This window comes from Bacillus sp. FSL R5-0576, from assembly GCF_038004765.1.
Classification (GTDB): domain Bacteria; phylum Bacillota; class Bacilli; order Bacillales; family Bacillaceae; genus Bacillus; species Bacillus subtilis.
Window position 1 is genome coordinate 454,410 of record NZ_JBBORU010000001.1, and the last position, 19,321, is coordinate 473,730.

21 protein-coding genes and 1 pseudogene are annotated in these 19,321 nt (G+C 39.2%); 9 read left to right on the top strand and 13 right to left on the bottom strand.

Going from position 1 to position 19,321, the window contains the following annotated elements:
- Nucleotides 1-69: 69 nt before the first annotated feature.
- Nucleotides 70-399, bottom strand: coding sequence for a winged helix-turn-helix transcriptional regulator (locus NX903_RS02345; RefSeq protein WP_086343496.1), 330 nt, complete (start codon nt 397-399; stop codon nt 70-72).
- Between the two features lie 252 nt (nt 400-651).
- On the opposite strand from NX903_RS02345, the gene NX903_RS02350 reads away from it, so the two are divergent.
- Complete coding sequence (locus NX903_RS02350) at nt 652-1,524, top strand: YitT family protein (RefSeq protein ID WP_042977057.1); 873 nt, start codon at nt 652-654, stop codon at nt 1,522-1,524.
- A 148-nt stretch (nt 1,525-1,672) separates the two neighbouring features.
- Here NX903_RS02350 and NX903_RS02355 read toward each other — a convergent pair whose 3' ends face one another.
- Nucleotides 1,673-2,059, bottom strand: a complete 387-nt coding sequence (locus NX903_RS02355) for a winged helix-turn-helix transcriptional regulator (RefSeq protein ID WP_003242640.1) — start codon at nt 2,057-2,059, stop codon at nt 1,673-1,675.
- A 110-nt stretch (nt 2,060-2,169) separates the two neighbouring features.
- Here NX903_RS02355 and NX903_RS02360 point away from each other — a divergent pair, with 110 nt between their 5' ends.
- Nucleotides 2,170-2,763 (top strand): NAD(P)H-dependent oxidoreductase, encoded by a 594-nt coding sequence (locus tag NX903_RS02360; RefSeq protein ID WP_086343497.1) that lies wholly within the window; start codon nt 2,170-2,172, stop codon nt 2,761-2,763.
- Between the two features lie 143 nt (nt 2,764-2,906).
- Here the strand turns inward: NX903_RS02360 and NX903_RS02365 are convergent, their stop codons facing one another.
- On the bottom strand, nt 2,907-4,094 hold the full coding sequence (locus tag NX903_RS02365; protein WP_086343498.1) for an MFS transporter: 1,188 nt from the start codon (nt 4,092-4,094) through the stop codon (nt 2,907-2,909).
- Between the two features lie 206 nt (nt 4,095-4,300).
- Between NX903_RS02365 and NX903_RS02370 the strand changes: the two genes are divergently transcribed.
- The 5 genes and pseudogenes from NX903_RS02370 (at nt 4,301) to NX903_RS02390 (ending at nt 8,461) form a co-directional block, all read left to right on the top strand.
- A complete protein-coding gene (locus NX903_RS02370; protein ID WP_015715300.1) occupies nt 4,301-4,897 on the top strand; it encodes a TetR/AcrR family transcriptional regulator in 597 nt (198 codons plus the stop codon).
- 624 nt (nt 4,898-5,521) lie between these two features.
- Nucleotides 5,522-5,857 (top strand): metal-responsive transcriptional regulator AseR, encoded by a 336-nt coding sequence (gene aseR / locus NX903_RS02375; RefSeq protein ID WP_086343499.1) that lies wholly within the window; start codon nt 5,522-5,524, stop codon nt 5,855-5,857.
- 12 nt (nt 5,858-5,869) lie between these two features.
- The gene (locus tag NX903_RS02380; protein WP_014478962.1) at nt 5,870-7,177 is read left to right on the top strand and encodes an arsenical efflux pump membrane protein ArsB; all 1,308 of its coding nucleotides are present in this window, start codon (nt 5,870-5,872) and stop codon (nt 7,175-7,177) included.
- Nucleotides 7,178-7,235: 58 nt separating this feature from the next.
- A pseudogene (locus NX903_RS02385) lies at nt 7,236-7,481 on the top strand (hypothetical protein).
- A gap of 188 nt (nt 7,482-7,669) precedes the next feature.
- Complete coding sequence (locus NX903_RS02390; protein ID WP_080262620.1) at nt 7,670-8,461, top strand: GNAT family N-acetyltransferase; 792 nt, start codon at nt 7,670-7,672, stop codon at nt 8,459-8,461.
- Nucleotides 8,462-8,530: 69 nt separating this feature from the next.
- Here NX903_RS02390 and NX903_RS02395 read toward each other — a convergent pair whose 3' ends face one another.
- The 6 genes from NX903_RS02395 to NX903_RS02420 all read right to left on the bottom strand — a co-directional run bounded on the left by NX903_RS02395 (nt 8,531) and on the right by NX903_RS02420 (nt 15,095).
- Nucleotides 8,531-9,418, bottom strand: a complete 888-nt coding sequence (locus NX903_RS02395) for an LCP family glycopolymer transferase (protein ID WP_144486933.1) — start codon at nt 9,416-9,418, stop codon at nt 8,531-8,533.
- 154 nt (nt 9,419-9,572) lie between these two features.
- On the bottom strand, nt 9,573-10,400 hold the full coding sequence (locus tag NX903_RS02400) for a polysaccharide deacetylase family protein (RefSeq protein WP_144486931.1): 828 nt from the start codon (nt 10,398-10,400) through the stop codon (nt 9,573-9,575).
- Nucleotides 10,401-10,646: 246 nt separating this feature from the next.
- Entirely contained in the window at nt 10,647-11,786 is a 1,140-nt protein-coding gene (locus NX903_RS02405; RefSeq protein WP_144486929.1) for a WD40 repeat domain-containing protein, read from the bottom strand.
- A complete protein-coding gene (locus tag NX903_RS02410) occupies nt 11,783-13,231 on the bottom strand; it encodes a HAMP domain-containing sensor histidine kinase (protein ID WP_128737545.1) in 1,449 nt (482 codons plus the stop codon). Before NX903_RS02410 ends, NX903_RS02405 begins: the two co-directional genes overlap by 4 nt.
- 3 nt (nt 13,232-13,234) lie before the next feature.
- Entirely contained in the window at nt 13,235-13,936 is a 702-nt protein-coding gene (locus tag NX903_RS02415) for a response regulator transcription factor (protein ID WP_128740909.1), read from the bottom strand.
- Nucleotides 13,937-14,192: 256 nt separating this feature from the next.
- Nucleotides 14,193-15,095 (bottom strand): DMT family transporter, encoded by a 903-nt coding sequence (locus tag NX903_RS02420; RefSeq protein WP_130573291.1) that lies wholly within the window; start codon nt 15,093-15,095, stop codon nt 14,193-14,195.
- A 132-nt stretch (nt 15,096-15,227) separates the two neighbouring features.
- On the opposite strand from NX903_RS02420, the gene NX903_RS02425 reads away from it, so the two are divergent.
- Nucleotides 15,228-16,676 (top strand): aminotransferase-like domain-containing protein, encoded by a 1,449-nt coding sequence (locus NX903_RS02425; RefSeq protein ID WP_024572366.1) that lies wholly within the window; start codon nt 15,228-15,230, stop codon nt 16,674-16,676.
- A 117-nt stretch (nt 16,677-16,793) separates the two neighbouring features.
- On the opposite strand, the gene NX903_RS02430 is transcribed toward NX903_RS02425, so the two are convergent.
- A complete protein-coding gene (locus tag NX903_RS02430) occupies nt 16,794-17,417 on the bottom strand; it encodes a flavin reductase family protein (RefSeq protein ID WP_024572367.1) in 624 nt (207 codons plus the stop codon).
- Between the two features lie 89 nt (nt 17,418-17,506).
- Between NX903_RS02430 and NX903_RS02435 the strand changes: the two genes are divergently transcribed.
- Nucleotides 17,507-18,187, top strand: coding sequence for an ArsR/SmtB family transcription factor (locus tag NX903_RS02435; protein WP_014478969.1), 681 nt, complete (start codon nt 17,507-17,509; stop codon nt 18,185-18,187).
- Between the two features lie 79 nt (nt 18,188-18,266).
- Here NX903_RS02435 and NX903_RS02440 read toward each other — a convergent pair whose 3' ends face one another.
- The 3 genes from NX903_RS02440 to NX903_RS02450 all read right to left on the bottom strand — a co-directional run bounded on the left by NX903_RS02440 (nt 18,267) and on the right by NX903_RS02450 (nt 19,115).
- Nucleotides 18,267-18,710, bottom strand: coding sequence for a carboxymuconolactone decarboxylase family protein (locus tag NX903_RS02440; protein WP_014478970.1), 444 nt, complete (start codon nt 18,708-18,710; stop codon nt 18,267-18,269).
- An 85-nt stretch (nt 18,711-18,795) separates the two neighbouring features.
- On the bottom strand, nt 18,796-18,975 hold the full coding sequence (locus NX903_RS02445; protein WP_010886421.1) for a hypothetical protein: 180 nt from the start codon (nt 18,973-18,975) through the stop codon (nt 18,796-18,798).
- Nucleotides 18,972-19,115 carry a hypothetical protein gene (locus NX903_RS02450; RefSeq protein ID WP_014478971.1) on the bottom strand — a complete coding sequence of 48 codons (144 nt, stop codon included), beginning with the start codon at nt 19,113-19,115 and terminating at the stop codon, nt 18,972-18,974. Before NX903_RS02450 ends, NX903_RS02445 begins: the two co-directional genes overlap by 4 nt.
- Nucleotides 19,116-19,321 lie beyond the last annotated feature (206 nt).

Below are 19,321 nucleotides of genomic sequence, written 5' to 3' on the forward strand. Positions count from 1 at the left end.
AGAAATATTTTCATTCAGTATAAAATTCCTCTCATTGGGAAACAAGTACGCACTTTTTTGTAAGTAGCTTTATATATGAGGCACTCCTTGTGCCATTCCCCACTTACACATCTCATCTATGAGGGGGTACAAAGATCGCCCTCTGTCAGATAACGAATACTCTACTTTCAGTGGGGTTTGAGAAACCTCAGACCGATGAATAAGGCCGTCAGTTTGCAATTCCTTAAGCTGTGCGCTTAACATTTTATGGGTGATGAAGGGCATAGCCCTTTTCAGCTCGCCGTATCTCATCGTTTTTTCACACCCTAACTCATAGAGTATTCTCATTTTCCATTTGCCCCCTATAAGAGACAAGGTGTATTCAAATGGGGCTTGTTTACTGCGGCACAGGCTATCCATGTAATCGAACCTCCTTTTTAAGGTATCATATCAGAATAATTCAGGATTTTCGGTGTTGAAGTTTGAGGGCGATTCGCGATCTGAACTGAAAGGAACGCTTGCTCAACAGGCGGCACGGTACATGAATGTTCTAAGTCAAAGAGGGTTACCTTACTGTTAATTACTTTATTTAAAAAAACGCATGTTTTTAGCTGAAAATATCTATTATGGTATATTTAAATATAACGAAATATTTGAGAAATGAGGAATGGTATGAATACACCCAAAAAACATAAGAAATTTAAAGCGAAAATGATTCTCCAAATCATCATGGTTATCATTGGAGGAATCATAGCGGCATATGGACTAGAAACAGTGCTCATTCCAAACAGTGTATCTGATGGAGGAGTGACAGGTCTTAGCATCGTTGGTTCACAGCTATTCAACTTGCCGCTGGGGATTTTGATTGCTGTGATCAACATTCCATTTGTCTGGTTAGGATATAAGCAAATTGGGAAAAGCTTTGCATTATTATCAATTATCGGAATCGTATCGCTTGCCGCGGGGACAAGCTTTTTCCACCACACACCCGCTATCATAGAAGGAGATACCCTGTTAATTACCGTTGTCGGCGGGATTATCCTTGGATTCGGAATGGGGCTGGCGCTGCGTAATGGCGGCGCATTAGATGGAATTGACATGCTTGCTGTGCTGCTATCCCGAAAACTGCCATTCGGAACGAGCGATCTCATTCTATTCTTAAACCTTTTCGTGTTTATTTTTGTTTCCACAGTATTTGGCTTACAAGGGGCATTGCTTTCAGTCATTGCTTACTACATTGCATCCAAAGTGATTCATGTTGTGGAGGAAGGCTTAAGCGGCTCTAAAACCTTTCAAATTATTACAACCCAACCTGAATTAATGGTAGAGACAATACGTGATCAATTAGGCCGAAGCGCCACATATAAAGAAGCTTACGGGGGTTTTTCCCACGAGAAATTTAAAGAAATCACATGTGTCATCAACCGTTTAGAAGAAACCAAACTAAAGGAAATTATTAATGATATTGATAAATCCGCCTTTGTCACCGTATATGACGTAGCTGAAGTGAAGGGCAGCAATTTTAGAAGTCTTAATCATCATTAAAAAATAGAATGACCTTTTTAACCGTAATTGACATGCCGCGGGTAATTTAATCAAAAACACTTTTTGAGGCTTGTGGGTGAATAACCGGTGAAGGTCTGAATCACAGAAATACCAAGGGCGTCAAAACCCTTGGTATTTTTTCTGGTTATTAGATTTTATCTTCAGCTTTACGTGCTGCTTCGAGCTTATCAATCCTGTCTTTATATTTTTCTCCCCAGTCCTTCATGTGCAGGATAACAGGTTCTAATGTTCTTCCAAACTCAGTTAAAGAGTATTCGACTTTTGGAGGGACCTGTTTATAAACCTCGCGGTGAATCACGCCATCCCGTTCCAATTCTCTTAATTGTAGCGTGAGCATACGCTGGGTAATTTTTGGGTATAGTTTTCGAAACTCATTAAACCTCTTTTTACCGTCAATGAGATGATAAAGAAGAATGCCTTTCCACTTACCTCCGATGATATCTAATGTTGTCTCCACCGGACATCCTTCAAAGTCATCAGAAGAATAATCAATGCCGAGTTTACGATTTCTCAAGCTGTTCACTCCTAATAGTATACTTTTTGATACTATATACATTCAATGTGCGTACTTTTTATATTTTAATATACATCATATAATGATGTCACATCTAAGGAATGAAAGGAATGGATCATATGAAAACACTCGTACTCGTTGTACATCCGAATATAGAATCCTCTCGTATCAATAAAAAGTGGAAAGAAGCCGTTTTAAGTGAACCAGATGTAACTGTCCATGATCTTTATGAAAAATATCGCGATCAACCAATTGATGTGGAATTTGAACAACAGCACCTCCTGGCCCATGACCGTATCGTTTTTCAGTTTCCATTATACTGGTACAGCAGCCCACCGCTTTTAAAACAGTGGTTTGATGAAGTGTTTACGTTTGGCTGGGCTCATGGTCCCGGCGGAAATAAATTGAAGGGGAAAGAGTGGGTAACTGCCATGTCCATCGGTTCACCTGAACACTCTTATCAAGCCGGCGGATATAACTTGTTTTCGATAAGCGAGCTGACAAAACCGTTCCAAGCATCTGCCCATTTAGTAGGCATGACCTATCTGCCTTCCTTTGCCGAATATCGCGCCAATACAATCAGTGACCAAGAAATTGCCGAAAGTGCGAATCGGTATGTAAAGCATATTACAAATATCGAATTAAACCCGAAGGTTCGCCTGCAAAGATATTTGAAACAGCTGGAGGGTGTCGATTTAACATAAAGATTGATTTTGGAAAATCCTGTACTCACCAAGCAGGATTTTTTCTTGTTCAGCAGAGGGATTTTAACATATAGCGAAAAAAGAAGAAGCCACCAAAAATAAGCTATTTGCTTGGTCCTGACTGCTTATTTTTGGTGAAAGACTTATTTCTCTGTGATGAAATAAAGCAAAGCGATGACCGGAAAAGCGATTCCAATCCATAATGCTGTACTCCATCCCCCTGAGGCATATGCCCATCCTCCAATTGATGACCCTATCGCACCGCCTAGAAAGAAGATCGCCATGAATAATCCGTTTAATCGACTGCGAATTTCAGGCGCCAACGAAAAAATAGCACGTTGACTGAGCACGAGGTTTGCAGATACACCCATATCTAACAGAATAGCTGCGGCCACTAGAACTGTTATACCGACGGGGGAGCTGCTCTGAATCATGAGCGGCAGTAATAAAGAGACAACGACAACACCGAGAGCGATTCCAGTGGCAAGCCGGGTCAAGCCTCGATCAGCCAGCCGGCCGCCTATTGGTGCAGCGACTGCACCCGCAATGCCCACCAATGCGTAGAGTGCTATTGCCTTCTGAGAAAAATGAAAATCAGGACCGGACAATAATAAAGGAACGGTAGTCCAGAACAAGCTGAAAGCTCCAAATACAAACGCATGATAGATGGCACGGCGGCGTAAGATTGGAGTCGTGCGCAGCAGCTTCCAAATTGAACCGAGTAAGGCAGTATAGTTTGTATTTGCTGTTGGTTTTCTGGCAGGAAGCACTTTTGATAATACGATGGCCAGGATAACACTTACCACGGCGGACAAAGCGAATATTGCATTCCACCCCCAGATATCAGCGACTAGACTAGATATCGGACGGGAAAGCATAATACCGAGTAATAAGCCGCTCATGACATTGCCAACAACCCGGCCGCGTGCAGCGTCTGATGCAAGGTATGATGCAAATGGAACAAGCACTTGGGCTGCGATTGATCCCAATCCGACGAAAAACGCAGCTGCTAAAAACAGTGTTCCATGCTTCACAAATGCTGTTAGTGTCAAAGCCGCTGCGCTTAGAAGGAGCGATACAACAATAAGTTTTTTGTTTTCGATAATATCTCCTAAAGGGACAAGAAATAATAAGCCGGCAACGTATCCGATTTGGGTGAGTGTGACAATCAATCCAGCACTGCTTGGAGAAAGTCCAATTGCCTTACTAATTAATCCGACCAAGGGTTGTGCATAGTAAAGATTAGCAACAATGATACCGCATGCAGTTGCGAGAAGAAGGGTTAAACTGGGTGAAATCCTCTGACCTGCTTGTTTGTTTCCATTAGCCATAAGAATGAACTCCTTTTTAAGTGGTTTTTTGAGTGTAATCATGACTTCTCAACACAAGTGATTTTATAAACTGAACGTTCAGTTTCATTGATTAAGGAAAATAATATACTAAACGTTCAGTTTTGTAAATAGGTTTCTGTTTTCTTTTTTTATTCAGATTAAGTATACTGAACGTATAGTTTATATTGCGGGAAGGAATGATTCATGTGCAGAGTAAACGAGGGCGGCCGCGTGATGAAGGAACGCATAAGGCGATTCTCTCTGCAGCCTATGACCTATTGCTGGAAAAAGGCTTCGATGCGGTGACAGTCGATAAAATTGCCGAGCGTGCGAAAGTGAGTAAAGCAACGATTTATAAATGGTGGTCTAACAAGGCTGCCGTTATCATGGACAGCTTTCTTTCGACCGCGACGGACAGGCTGCCTGTGCCTGATACAGGGTCGTCAGTACAAGATATAGTAACCCACGCCACGAATTTAGCTAGGTTTTTGACAAGCCGGGAAGGAACCGTTATTAAGGAATTAATAGGTGCAGGGCAGTTGGATGAAAAATTGGCAGAAGAATATCGCACGCGATTTTTCCAGCCTCGCCGCCTCCAAGCGAAAGGCCTTCTAGAAAAGGGAATTCAGAAAGGTGAATTGAGAGAGAATCTTGATATTGAAGTAAGCATAGATCTCATTTACGGACCAATTTTCTATCGTCTGCTTATAACAGGGGATGAGGTGAATGATTCCTATGTGCATGATTTGGTGATGAACGCGTTTAAGGGAGTTCAAGCTACCTCTGCTACAGAGAGTATGTAGCTGATAAGAACTGCAAAAGCTACGGATTATATGACAAATTGGTTCCATCGTACGTGAAATATAAGATTTTTGTTGCTGAGCGGAATCATCGAGGGAACTCTTATCGGATGTCGAAAAAGAAGTCATTCAATCGTGAATACATAACATCATATTATTACATTTCCTTTTCATCGATTGGAACAAGGGTTCTATACTTCAATGGAATATCGCAAAGTTGGAGTATTTAAAGAACAGGGGAAAATCGATGGCCATTATGTAGGTGTCATGGCAATGGAAAAAATACTTGCAATGTAAACAGGCCTCTAAAGAGACCTGTTTTTTAATATCCAGAGGATCTGTCTATTTTCATCTTGGGCTCTATGACTACTCCCATAACTGAAATAGTCTAATATTTATACCGGAATATTTGATGTTCCAAATATAAGGGATTGTTTATATAAATAAAAGTTTATATAATGACGGGGGCGCTAAGGAAACGCGGGGAGCGACTCAGGTTTTCGTTTCAAAGTTTTGATCCTTAAGATATACGGAGCGCTACATATGGAAACGTAAAGGGGAATGTATAATCATTTGGCGTGTATATAACGATTTGCTTATATATTGATTTGGGAAGGAGGAGCTCATATGACGATTGATGTTGCGGCGATGACTCGTTGTTTGAAAACACTTAGTGATCAAACTAGGCTTATAATGATGAGATTATTTCTTGAAAAAGAATATTGTGTCTGTCAATTGGTTGATATGTTGGAAATGAGCCAGCCCGCCATAAGCCAGCATTTGCGGAAATTAAAAAACGCAGGTTTTGTGAATGAGGACAGAAGAGGCCAATGGCGTTATTATTCAATAAATGGTTCCTGTCCTGAGTTTGATACATTGCAATTGATCTTACATCAAATTGATCAGGAGGATGAATTGTTAAACCATATCAAACAAAAGAAAACTCAAGCGTGTTGCCAGTAAGGAGGCATTAGATTGACATCAATGATTTTGGCAGTATTCATCTTTTTATTAACTCTAGTATTGGTCATATGGCAGCCGAAAAATTTATCTATAGGGTGGTCAGCCTGTGGAGGCGCAGTTTTAGCTCTAATAGCAGGTGTTGTCAATTTTCATGATGTGTTAACTGTGACAGGGATTGTTTGGAATGCGACCTTGGCTTTTGTGGCCATCATACTGATATCGTTAATTCTTGATAATATCGGTTTCTTTGAATGGGCAGCGCTTCATATGGCTAAGGCTGCAAAAGGAAACGGTGTGCGGATGTTCGTTTATGTATCTCTATTAGGAGCTATCGTCGCCGCGTTATTTGCAAATGACGGTGCAGCTCTTATATTGACACCAATCGTATTAGCGATGGTCAGAGCATTACATTTTAATGAAAAATTAGTTTTTCCTTTTATCATTGCCAGCGGATTTATTGCGGATACCACTTCGCTTCCTTTAGTAGTGAGCAATTTGGTCAACATTGTTTCAGCGGACTATTTTCATATTACGTTTATTGATTATGCATCCAGAATGGTTGTCCCGTACCTGTTTTCGCTGCTGGCGAGCATCATTGTACTTTACCTTTTCTTTAGAAAAAGCATACCAAAACGCTATGATCTGACTGAGGTTAAAAAACCTGTTGAAGCAATTAAAGATCAAAACATGTTCAGACTGTCATGGTATATCTTAGGGCTGCTGTTAATTGGATATTTTGCAAGTGAATTTTTTTCTATCCCTGTATCAGTGGTAGCGGGCAGCATTGCGATCATTTTCTTAATCGCTGCGCAAAAGAGTCCGGCCGTCCATACTAAGAAAGTGGTGAAAGAGGCGCCATGGGCTATCGTATTCTTTTCAATTGGCATGTACGTTGTTGTGTATGGTGTCCGAAATGCCGGATTAACGGATGTCCTTTCAGATGTGATTCAAGCCGCAGCTGATCAAGGATTGTTTGCTGGGACAATTGGAATGGGCTTTATTGCGGCGATTCTTTCTTCCATTATGAATAACTTGCCGACTGTTATGATTGACGCATTGGCTATTGCCGGTACAGATACACATGGGATGATGAGAGAAGCGCTTATTTATGCAAATGTGATCGGTTCAGATTTAGGGCCTAAAATAACACCGATTGGTTCCTTGGCGACATTATTATGGCTTCATGTTCTTTCGCACAAAGGTATGAAGATTTCCTGGGGCACGTATTTTAAAACAGGAATTATCCTCACGATACCCACTTTATTGATCACACTTGTCGGCCTGTATATTTGGCTGCTGATAATCCATTCTTGTTTCTAAAAGGACAAGGTCACTATATCAAGGAAAATAATGCACTGGTAACTCTTGCCGCAGCCAGATGGCTGAAGGGTGGGGGAGAAAATACCTTGGGGACAAGTGGAATGTGTACAGCGCAGGAATCGAAGCTCATGGATGACATCGAGTGCTGTCAAAGCAATGAAAGAAGCAGGGATTGATATTTCAAATCAAACATCGGATAAATTTGATGATCCGGCAAAAGCACACGGAACAGAAGAAGTGTTTCCAAAGGGTATGTGATGAAATTGGTGACCGTTTAAAACAGTTTGCTGTAACTGGGGAATAAGAAATCGATATACTCAGCGTTTCCTTGGGTTTATATAATGCAATGTGTTGTTCAACAGGTGTCTGCGAGCTGAGTGCAGACACCTGTTTTTATTTGTCTGAGATTCGTAACAGGGAAGTTATTTAGCTGGTGACAGAGGAAAATTGATTTGTGAACAGAATCATGAAGGAGACGGTGTTTTAAAGGAGTTGTCTGTTTTGCAGGAATTAACAAAAGAAAAATACAGTAGCTTAAAAACAATGTTTGATGACAAATATTGTCCCACATTTGTCTATTCAATATTAGACCAAACCATTCCGGGAGCTGTTTATGCAGATGATCAAACCTTTCCTAAATCGTTTTTTATAGGAACTGAATCAGGCATTTATTTTATTGCGGGAGACCAAGGGAATCGGGATTTTCATGATTTCATTGCAGGATATTATGAAGAACAAGTGAAATCATCAAAACGATTTACCTTGTTTTCTTCCAGTGATACATGGGATAGCGTACTGAAACCCATACTGAAAGATGACTTGAACCAAATGAGAAGAGCTGCATTTTCTTATCAACCAAAATCTTTCAAAAAGACTTTGCAACTGCCAAAGGGGCTTGTATTGAAAAGAATTGACGAAGACATCATTTCACACAGCACAGCGTTTAACAGCGCGTATTATGAGGAGTATTGGAATTCTGTCTCACAGTTTGCTTCAAAAGGTTTTGGATTTGCCGTATTACATGGCAATCACGTAGTAAGTGAGTGTACCTCTATATTTTTAGGGCATAATCGAGCGGAAATGGATATCTATACACTTGAAGAATATAGAGGACTGGGGTTAGCTTATTGCGTAGCAAATAGGTTTATAGCGTTTTGTATGGAAAATGGGATTGTTCCTAGCTGGGATTGTGATATTTGCAACAATTCTTCCATTGCATTAGCAGCTAAACTAGGGTTTAAGAAAATAATCGAATACTCTCTTTTTTATTCCGGTAAATCATAAAAAAGAGAAGAGGCAAGAACTCTTCTCTTTACATGAGTAAGCGGTTGGTGAATACCGGTTTTTATTTTATTAAGAATCTAGATTTAATTGCTGGCGAAGTTTCTTCGATAAGTCCTTTCTCGTTTCATCAGTTACAACATGATACCATAAGTGATCTATCTTTTTATCCTCACCTTTTATTTCGATCTGTTTGACATGTTGAACGGCTTCTTTATAAGAGCGTTGAATATCAATCATTTTATCAAGTGTTAAGTTTGTTTGTATATTTTTTTCTAAGGCAGCCAAAATTCCTTGATAGTTTTTTAATGATTTTAATTGTGCTCCTTCGTGAATAATTTGGTTAATGATTTCTCGCTGCCGCTGCTGCCGCCCAAAATCACCGCGAGGATCTTCTTTTCTCATCCGTGCGTATTTAAGGGCAACCTTTCCATCCAGGTGCTGTTCCCCTTTTGGTATATGCACCCCTTCAAGGGTAAAAGGGAAATCATTATTCACTGTGATTCCGCCAATCTCATCTACAATATCTTTAAACCCTTCCATATTGACTTTGATATAATAATTGATTGGAATGTTTAAAAATTGTTCAACGGTTTGAACGGCACCTTCAATACCCTCGTAAGTATATGCTGCGTTCATTTTAATATTGGTATTCTTTGATCGCATAAATACTCTGGTATCACGCGGTATACTTACGATCGTCGATGTTTTCGTCTCTGGATTTAAAGTCAGTACGATCATCGAATCCGGCCGTCCTTTATCACCGGGGCGCTCATCTACTCCCAGCAAAAGAATCGATATAGGATCATGTCCAAGACTAGCATCTTGTTGCTTAGAATCTCTTTGCAGAGGTTCATACATATGGTTGACCGATTTTGCTACGTTTCGGTAAATGCTATAGCAGGTCAGGCCTCCAATGGTTAACAAGAGGGCTAGAACAAACAATAAAATACTCTGCATTTTCAGTTTCCTTCTCCCGATTTTCACTATCAAATTCCTTTCTGATCAAGTTGAATATTTATATGTTGTACTGGTTCTTAACGGTTCTCTAATAAATAATTCTTTTATCTCCGTGATATTTTGTAGTTCATATAAGATACTTTAAATTTATACTTCAATTGAATCTGAATTGTACCGGTTTGATTGAATCATGAATTGCTTTCATTTCGTATCCGCTTTCCCGGAAATATTTTAATAATTGTTCCAAATACGCCGCGGTAGTTGGCTTTTCATGCATTAATACAATAAGCGGCTCTTTTCCTTCAAGGGTTTTGACTTGCTGAATGACACTCTTAACAAACTCTCCATGAGTGTACTTCCAGTCCTCTGAGTCAACCGTCCAATCCCACAGGTTAAAATGATCACGCTCCACAACATTTCTAAAAGGGCCAGTAATGTAAGGCTTTGACCCGTAAGGTGCTCTTATTAAATGCGTGTTGACTTTGGTTGTTTCTTTAATGTAGTCCAATGTATTGTTCATTTCTGCAGCAAAGCTTTCAGGGGATTTATAGATTTCGGAAACCTGGTGCGTCACGCCGTGAGACCCAACAGAATGGCCGTTTTCCGCCATTTTTCTCACAATATTAGGATTTCGCTCGATATTTGGTTTTAACATAAAAAACGTTCCCTTTGCATTGTATTTATGAAGCAAATCCATAATTTTCTCTGAAGCAGCAGGGTTTGGTCCGTCATCAAATGTTAAATAAACGACCTTCCCGATTTCAGCAGGTTTTTTTTGTTCTTTTTTCTGTGCTGAATTTTTGTGTGTTTCTATATGCGCCTGCTCAGAAGCGTTTGTACTTTCTTTTATTGGTTCCTGCTTTGGGCCGGCAAGTGCCTTCCAGGAAATGCATAGTAACGTTACACCTAGAATAATCAATATCCCAAAACCTATTTTTCCTATTTGATTCAACTTACGATCCCTTCTTGGTGAATTTGACACTTTTTCCAACTCCTCAATTGTAGATATCAAAACTAGTTTTCTCGCGAACGAGTCACATAAATTAGAAGGCCAATGAAACTTTGGAGACAAAGCCCGATAAAAATGATGCTCTTTTAATATAGATGAGAGTTATCGCAGAAGTTTGATCAATTTGTAAACAAAATGTCAACAAATGAAGGAATCATTGTTATGTAATATCTTGCAGGTATAAGAAAAAACCTTATTTCTATTCAATAGAAATAAGGTTTACTTGAAGGATATGATATAAGAGCGATCGTCAAAAAATCGGGCTGATGAGTTTTCCATAGAAGTATACTGGTTTTGTTCATAAACAAGCAGGTTGCTGCCATCTGGACTCCAATATATTTCTGATGGGCTGGTGCCGTGGTATATAGGTTCTGCGTAGAGGACATTTTTCCCTTGCAGCTTTCCTGCATAAGTATTGTCCTTGTCATATAAAGAGTAAGCGATCTTCTTTCGATCATTAGATATGGTAAAAACAGCTACATTTTCGAGCAGAACAGAGAGCTCACTGTTTCTGAGGTCGTATTCGTATAAGGTTTCTCCGATACCTAAAAATACAAATTGGTCATTGTTTAACCAAACAGGTTTACCATAGGGGCTAATCTGCCGCTTATTTTGAATAGTGATGCTGTCACCGCTGATGGTCCCCGTCATAATGCGGTATTGTTGCCCTTGTAACATGGTAAGCAGCAAACTGTGTCCATCATCTGAAATGGAAACTGCCGTAAGCGAATCCTTTTCATCAACATTCTTCAATGGATACGTTTTGAGGGTTCCGGAATCTATGTTGAATACATTGACCGCAGTCTGGTCATTTTTTGCAGTGTCAATGACAAGATAACAAATGTATTTGCTATTATTTGACCATGAAATATCCTGTACAAAGGCATCCTTGTTAGAAGAAAAGCTGGCTACTTCCTTTTTGTTTCTGTTCGTCAGTGATATTAGATTTAGTGTTATCTTATTTGATGACATCGTTAATCCGGCGATACTTTTCCCGTCGGGAGACAACTTAAGGTTGGAAGTATTGCGGTCAATGTTCTGCAGAGTTTCAGGTTTTTCAAAAGGATAGGAGACATTCTGAAGATGCTGCGCTTTACCTTCCGTTGTGTCATTTCCTTTGAAAAAACCAACTACAGAGTTTGATGAAGACCAGCCAAGCAACTGGTCAGCTTGAGGGAGGCGATATATCTTCTTCACCTGAAAGGAGCCTGACTTCTGATCGTCATCAATCTGGCTCTCTTCCTTGTTTGGAATGATAATGGTTTCAGATCGCTTGCCCATATTATAGCTGGATACAAAAATCAAGGAAATCAATAATATCCCTGACAATATAATAAACCGTTTGTTCTTCATGATCATTTCTCAACCTTCATGTAAGCTAGTTCAATGGTGATGATTGTATGGTTTTCTTCGTAGAACATCTTGATTGTTCCTCCATGTTTTTCGACAATTGTTTTAACTATGCTTAACCCCAACCCTAAACTTCCTTCTTCCGTCACCTTTTGGTTTATTGAATAAAAAGGCTGAAACACTTTTGTGTATTGGTTGTCGTCATATGGATCACTTGGATTTTTGAACATAAAAAGAACCTGATCTCCCGCAACTTTAGCCTGAATCATGATTTCTGAATGAGATAAACTGTATTTGATCGCATTGTCCAAAAGATTAATAAAGAGTTGGCGCACTCTATTCTTTTGACCATACACATAGAGACTGTCTTCTATCTCATAGGTGATCTTCTTTTTATATCGTTCTGCACGAAATTTCATAGATTCGCATACATCTTTCAAAATCGTTCCTGCATCAATCCTATCGAATTGTTCTTTAGAGGTTTCTCTAGATACCTCAAGAAGTTTTATAACCAAATTGTGCAGACGCCGGCTTTCTTCAACAATATGATTCATTCCTTTATTAAAAAACGCCTGATCTGATTCCCCTTTTTGTTTTATGATTTCAGCATAGCCTTGAATAGAAGTCAGAGGTGTTTTCAGTTCATGGGTCATATTGTCAAAAAAACGTTTTTCCTGTTCATTAAGTTCCTTTAACCTGTCCCGATCTTTTTCGATAGTTGAAATTTGATCCCTAATTCTGGTGATCATATCATTGAAATTAACCGTAAGCTGGCCAATTTCATCTTTTCTAGAAAAATGGATATCCACATCCAGCTTTCCCTTTTTGACTTCTGAGGTGGCCTCTGTCAGCTTGACGATTGGAATCGTGATGTGTCTGGAGAGTATATAAGAGAAAAGAAACGCCGCCACAAATATCGCAAGAGCGATATAAAAAATAATATTTAAAATCTCTCCGCTTTGTTTGTAAAGCAAATTAAAATCTTTAGAAAAACGCAATATGCCAACTTTTGCACCATCAATGACAACTGGATAAGAAAAAAACACCTGTGCTTGATTTCGATCATAGGTGATATGATAAGCATTTTTTCCGTTAATTGCTTTTGCTAGGTCATCGTCAATGCCTTGTGAAAACATTGTTTTATTAGAAGAAGACAACAAAGTGCCATCTACGGTATAAACGCCTACATTGCTTTCTGTTGAATGAGTTAAACTATCCACTATTTCATCGGCCATATCGCCGAAGTATAGTTCATTGTTTTTATAATGATTGATTAAAAATGCTTGATTGATATACACGATGCTGTTTTTTTTTAACTCTATTAAATCTGAGGTTACAATTTTTTCATTGCTTGACCAAATGACGCTTTTGACCGTTTGATTGAGTACTAGGAAAGAGAGAGAAAAAATCAGAAAAAAACCAATAATAAATTTACCCTTGATCGTCCGTAACACTCTCTACTCCTCCTGCTTCTCGAATTTATATCCAATGCCAAACACTGTTTTAATGAGGTCGCTTGCATCCAGTTTTTTACGGAGTCTTTGGATATGAGTATCTACCGTACGTGTATCCCCGGCAAAATCGTAGCCCCAAACAAATTCCAACAGCTCTGAACGTGTAAAGATTTTTCCACGATGGTCAATCAATGTCTTAAGCAGATCAAATTCTTTAGGAGTCAAATCAACAATGATCCCATCTTTTTTTACTATTCTTTCGTCTGGGATCATCACAATATTTTTTAATTGAATGTGATCCTCATTAGACGATCCTCGATCATTCACGTGGTTAGCTTGTTCAAGACGTCTGAGTATTGTACGAATTCTGGCGATAACTTCACGCAAGTCAAATGGCTTTGTAATATAATCGTCAGCCCCAAATTCCAACCCAAGGACTTTATCAGTGATATCTGACTTTGCGGTGATCATAAGTATAGGGATATTATAGCGTTGGGTCACTTTTTTACAGATATCCAATCCGCTGCAATCTGGCAGCATCCAATCAAGCAGCAGAAGATCGGGTTTGAATTGGTTTAGCTGTTTCATCCCTAAAGCTCCGTTAGATTCAGTACACGTTTGAAAACCTTCCTGCGTAAGCCCGTATGAAAGCAGATCTGCTATTGCTTCATCATCTTCAATAATAAGTATTTTCGTTTTATCCATTATTTCATTCATTCCCTGTTTCATGATTAAATTGAATATATCTATCTTAGCGTCTGCAATATCACTCATTATAGCATTCTTTTTAATAGTGATTATTCAGAACTTCAGACCAAACTATAATTGGATATATTTTCACCATCGTCAACAAAATCGGGGGAATTGAGCTATCGTTGGATTAGAGGACTATGGTAAACAATGCAATTTTAATTGATAAATGAGCTTATTAAAAAGATACCAAATGATGCGGGTATCTTCTTTATTTATGTATAAGAGCGTGTCCATATCGTTTGATTTTATTGGGTGTTAAATAGGTAAAACATACCCCGCCAACTGTAACCACTCCGCCTAGCAGAGAGATCAGTGTGGGTATTTCGCCGATCCAGATCCAAGATATGATCAAGGCTAAAGCCGGTGTAACATAAAGTGAAAGGGTTGCTTCTGAAGCACCGACGAGTGAAGTGACATATGCTAGTGCGAAGTAAGGAATAACCGTCGGCAATAATCCTAAGTAAACGATAGACAAAGTTGCGCTTATTGAAGCGTTCATCATCTCTTCGCCTAAGCCTGGCAGAAACACAAGCATAGGTATTGTTCCGCCCCAAATGGTGAATGTAACGAATGGAATAAAACCATATTTTTTTATATAGCGGGCTTGAAAAACGAAATAAATACTCTCCGAAAATGCTGCCAGCAGGATGACCAAGATACCGCTCATTGAATATGTAAAGTCTCCCGCCCCAAATGCAATCAATAATACACCCAATAAACTGATCATAGAGCCAAGCCATTTCGTAAATCCAAAATGCTCTTTATAAAACAGGCGGGATAGCATGGCTGAGAAGATCGGTGCCGTAGTAACGAGTAAGCTTGCAACTCCGGCACTAACTGTTTTTTCACCGATGTTCAGCAAAATGTGATAGAGTGCAAATCCTAAAAACCCTAAAAGAAAAATGGCAGGAATGTCTTTCAAGTCGGGTAGGCGCATCTGAGTCAAAACAGCAAAAAGCAATAATGCCATAGAGCCGATTAACAAACGACATAAAGCAAGGTGTTCTGGTGTGTACCCTTCTAGTCCTGCGCGAATTCCCGGAAAAGCAGATGCCCATAAACCAATCATGAGACTATGAGATATCATTATTTGAACTGTTTTCTTTCGCATTCCTCTCACTCCTCTTTACAAAAACCAACCAGTTATTTAATGTGTTTTTATATTAATAAAGATTTGGTGATATAGCTTCAACCAGTTAAACGGATTTTGACCCAACCAATTTATTTTAAGGAGACCGATTCTATGAGCTTTCCAGAAGAAAAAAAGATGAAAAAGCTCCCTAAGTACAGACAAATCGTTCATTTTATTAAAGAGAAAATAGGAAATGGAGAGTGGCCGATTGGAAGCAAGATTCCAAGCCAGCGCACGCTTGCAAAAGATTTTCAGGTAAATCGGAGCACAGTGATTACAGCCTTAGAGGAATTGATGGCCGATGGGCTAATAGAAGGCACAATGGGGAAAGGCACAGTTGTTATCAACAACACATGGACACTGATGGCTAAGAATTCTGCTCCCGATTGGGATCGATATGTCACCTCTGGTATTCAGATGCCAAGCCGAAAAATCGTTCAAGAGATAAATCAATCAGAATCAAATACAGACCTTATACAGCTCAGTAAAGGTGAACTTTCAGCTGAGATTTTTCCTTTGGCTGTTATGAAAGAGATGATGGGGAAGGTATCTCAACACATGGAGGCATTCGGATATGAAGAACCAAAAGGTTACTTACCTTTGAGGGAGGCATTGAGCAACTATTTAAAAACCATTGGAATCAACGTCTCATCTTCTTCCATTCTGATTGTCTCAGGAGCGTTGCAAGCCTTGCAGCTGATATCAATGGGGCTGTTACAAAGAGGATCAACCGTTTATCTTGATCAGCCCTCCTACCTTTATTCATTACACGTATTTCAATCAGCTGGTATGAAGCTGACTGGACTTCCTATGGATAATGAAGGACTTTTGCCTGAAAATGTTCATTTAACAAGAGGAGAGCGTGGAAGGGCTATCTTATATACAAATCCATGTTTTCACAATCCGACTGGTATTCTTATGTCTAAAAAGCGGCGGGAAGAAATCCTAGCAGTAAGTGAGAATACACAGCTTCCTATTATTGAAGATGACATTTATCGTGAGTTATGGATCGATGAAATTCCGCCATATCCTATTAAAACAATTGATAAAAATGGACACGTACTGTACATAGGAAGTTTATCGAAAACATTAAGCCCAGGCTTGAGGATTGGATGGATCGTCGGACCGGAACCGGTGATTGAGCGTTTATCTGACATTAAAATGCAAACAGATTACGGATCCAGTTCTTTATCCCAAAGAGTAGCGGCAGAGTGGTTTACTTCCGGCCAATACCAGCAGCATGTAGAAAAGGTTAGGCAGCAATTAAAGGTGAGAAGAGAATTGGCCTTGAGTGTTTTAGAAACTCATTTGAAAGATGTGGCGACATGGAATATCCCAAAAGGAGGATTTTTTGTCTGGATAAAAATATTGCCTTCCATATCAATGAAATTACTTTATACTAAAGCCTTATCAAAAGGGATTCTGATCAATCTCGGCAGTATCTATGCTCAGGAAAAAGGGAATTATATTCGCTTATCATATGCTTATGCATCTCTTGAAGACCTTCAAAAGGGGATTTATGAGTTGGGTTTAATGATAAAAGAACTGGCAAGTAAGTAACTTTTATATCCTTAAATGGATGTTTCACTAAAAAAGAGATCAAGCCTAATGATCGCTTGATCTGATAATAACAAGGGTTACTAGAATAGACCAAATCATGGTTCGGTCTTAAAATGATCATGTCTCTGAACGAAAAGTCTTTCCGACTTCTCTTCCTAAACCAAAGTAATGTCTGAAATTATAGATAAGCGGGCTCCATTTGGAAGGGTTGATATGGTTTTCGTCTAGTATAATACTTTCCTCGGCATGAAAATGTAGTGCCTGCGTCTCTACAATTGCGAATGACGATTCATATTCTGGAAACCGAATGTGTTTCACTTCGGCTTCTATTTGAATAGGACATTCTTTGATTCGTGTTGGTGATACTGTTTTTGATTGTAAAGGCGTTAACCCTGCTGCCTCGTATTTTTCTTTTTTATATGTAAATCCGAGCTGTTTCTTCAAAGGCGGTATACTCTTTTTTCCGCTATAAGATGAAATTCTTTCAACGTTTTCCCATAATTCCGGGCCAGGCAAGTTTATGACACATTCTTTGTGTCTTTCCAAATTGTCGATGGCTTTTCCTCCCAGTCCTACTCCAAGGATTATATAATGTCCAAGAGCCCAAGAAGAAGACATAGGACTAATATTAGTGGTTCCATCCTCATTCAATGTGGTTAGAAGAAATGTCGAGGTACCATAATACATGATCTTGGGTTTTATTTCTTTAAATCGACGAGTGTCTCGTTTTTTGATGTCCAATGTTTTTTCCTCCTTGTCACGCTTACATTTATATTGTAAAGGATTAACATTTCAACTATCATCGAAATATGAATGTAAGGAGGAAAATCATGAATCCTAATATTGCAAAAATCTCTTCGTTGCTATCAGATCCCTCGCGTTCTTCCATTCTTCTCAGTCTGATGGATGGAAGGATACACCCTGCGGGAGAGCTTGCATATCTCGCTAACATTAAACCTCAAACCGCAAGTTTTCACCTGAATAAATTGCTTGAAGCAAAGCTGATTAGCGTAGAGAAGCATGGGAGACATCGGTATTACAGATTGTCTGACTCAGATGCTGCAAATGTGATCGAACAATTGCTTCATATTGCGCCTAAAGCAAAAGTCAAATCTTTAAAAGAGTCAAAAGAGAAAAAGGACTTGCATTTCGCTCGTACCTGTTATGATCATTTGGCAGGTTATGTGGGCGTGCAAATGGCACATTCATTAGTTGAGCAGGGGATGTTAAAAAAAGTTGATTTAAACTTTGAGGTGACTTCAGAGGGTGCTTTATTCTTTTCAAAGTTAGGCATCAATGAAGAGCAACAACGGAATAAGAGGAGAGCTTTTGCCCGCTGCTGTTTGGATTGGAGTGAACGGCAGCATCATATTGCAGGAGCATTAGGAAACGCCCTATTGGTGCGCATGTTAGAAGAAGAATGGATCGTTCGTATGCCTAAAACGAGAGCGATTAGGATTACACAAAGCGGGAAAATCGCGTTTGAAAAGCACCTAAACGTGAAGATTTAGGACTTTGAAGCGGAAACACCAGATGATGAGGCACGATATCTAGGAGGAGTAAGATTTGTTCTAATCTTACTCCTTCTTCTTATTTTGAAGCAGCTCGATTCCCCATTGCAATAGAGATGCGGTTCCAACTGTTTATTTGATTAATGATGAGAACAAGGTCAACATATTGTTTTTCATCATAATGTTCCCGCACCCGATGATATAGCTCATCAGGAACCCTTTTAGATGGAATGAGCGTGATGTGTTCAGATAGTTCGAGAGCCGCTTTCTCTTCAGGTGAGTAAAAATCACATTCATTCCAAGCATGTAAACAGTAAATTCGCTGTTCAGTTTCTCCCATTTTGCGGGCATCGGACGTATGCATATCTATGCAGTAGGCACAGCCGTTCATTTGAGAGACTCTGATTTTGATTAGTTCTCTCGTCGTTCGGTTAATTGAGGATTGTTTCGTGTATTTCTCCATATCCATCATGATTTTCATACCTTCAGGTGCAATCTCATAGTAGGACACTCTTTGACTCATAAGGCAAGACTCCTTTCCATAGAATACCTAGATTGTATCCCGGTATTGATCATTTTACCAATGTGCGGTTTGAATGACAGCTGTTTCAGCGTCTTTTGGAAAGAAGCTTCTTTGAATAAAAATAAGGGTAGCCAGCAATGATGAGTGGAGCTGCTAATGCAAGCAGTATCCATGAGCCTGATTGGCTGTCTCTAGTGACTCTAATGAATATATAAGTACCGATCAGAAAATATAATAAAGCACCTAGAAACCAATACATGTTCAATCCTCTTTTTCCTTACTTTTTGGTTGCGCATTTTTGTCTGTCATATGGCTTAATCGATCAGGGTTCTGATTTTTTAATACCTTTTCGGTCCGGATTCCTTTTCTCTTTAATGATAAAATTGTGAGATCAATCGATTTCAATGATGATCATTCCTTCAATGAATAGTAAGTTCCTTATGATTTTAAAGGTAAATTTGAAAAGATAAAACGTACATAGAGGCAGAACGTTCATGTACGTTTGGGCAATGATCACTTGTTGGAAACTCTAATGTTTCCCTGCACCTGATATTGTTGTGTTCCTTCTCTTCCTATAAAATGATTGGATACATGTGTGTTTGCACGTTGAA

Excerpts from the sequence above, each read along its gene's own strand:
- NX903_RS02345 (WP_086343496.1), bottom strand. The coding sequence starts at position 399 with ATGGATAGCCTGTGCCGCAGTAAACAAGCCCCATTTGAATACACCTTG.
- NX903_RS02350 (WP_042977057.1), top strand. The coding sequence starts at position 652 with ATGAATACACCCAAAAAACATAAGAAATTTAAAGCGAAAATGATTCTC.
- NX903_RS02360 (WP_086343497.1), top strand. The coding sequence starts at position 2,170 with ATGGATCATATGAAAACACTCGTACTCGTTGTACATCCGAATATAGAA.
- NX903_RS02365 (WP_086343498.1), bottom strand. The coding sequence starts at position 4,094 with ATGGCTAATGGAAACAAACAAGCAGGTCAGAGGATTTCACCCAGTTTA.
- aseR (WP_086343499.1), top strand. The coding sequence starts at position 5,522 with ATGACGATTGATGTTGCGGCGATGACTCGTTGTTTGAAAACACTTAGT.
- NX903_RS02395 (WP_144486933.1), bottom strand. The coding sequence starts at position 9,418 with ATGCAGAGTATTTTATTGTTTGTTCTAGCCCTCTTGTTAACCATTGGA.
- NX903_RS02405 (WP_144486929.1), bottom strand. The coding sequence starts at position 11,786 with ATGATCATGAAGAACAAACGGTTTATTATATTGTCAGGGATATTATTG.
- NX903_RS02415 (WP_128740909.1), bottom strand. The coding sequence starts at position 13,936 with ATGGATAAAACGAAAATACTTATTATTGAAGATGATGAAGCAATAGCA.
- NX903_RS02420 (WP_130573291.1), bottom strand. The coding sequence starts at position 15,095 with ATGCGAAAGAAAACAGTTCAAATAATGATATCTCATAGTCTCATGATT.
- NX903_RS02425 (WP_024572366.1), top strand. The coding sequence starts at position 15,228 with ATGAGCTTTCCAGAAGAAAAAAAGATGAAAAAGCTCCCTAAGTACAGA.
- NX903_RS02435 (WP_014478969.1), top strand. The coding sequence starts at position 17,507 with ATGAATCCTAATATTGCAAAAATCTCTTCGTTGCTATCAGATCCCTCG.
- NX903_RS02440 (WP_014478970.1), bottom strand. The coding sequence starts at position 18,710 with ATGAGTCAAAGAGTGTCCTACTATGAGATTGCACCTGAAGGTATGAAA.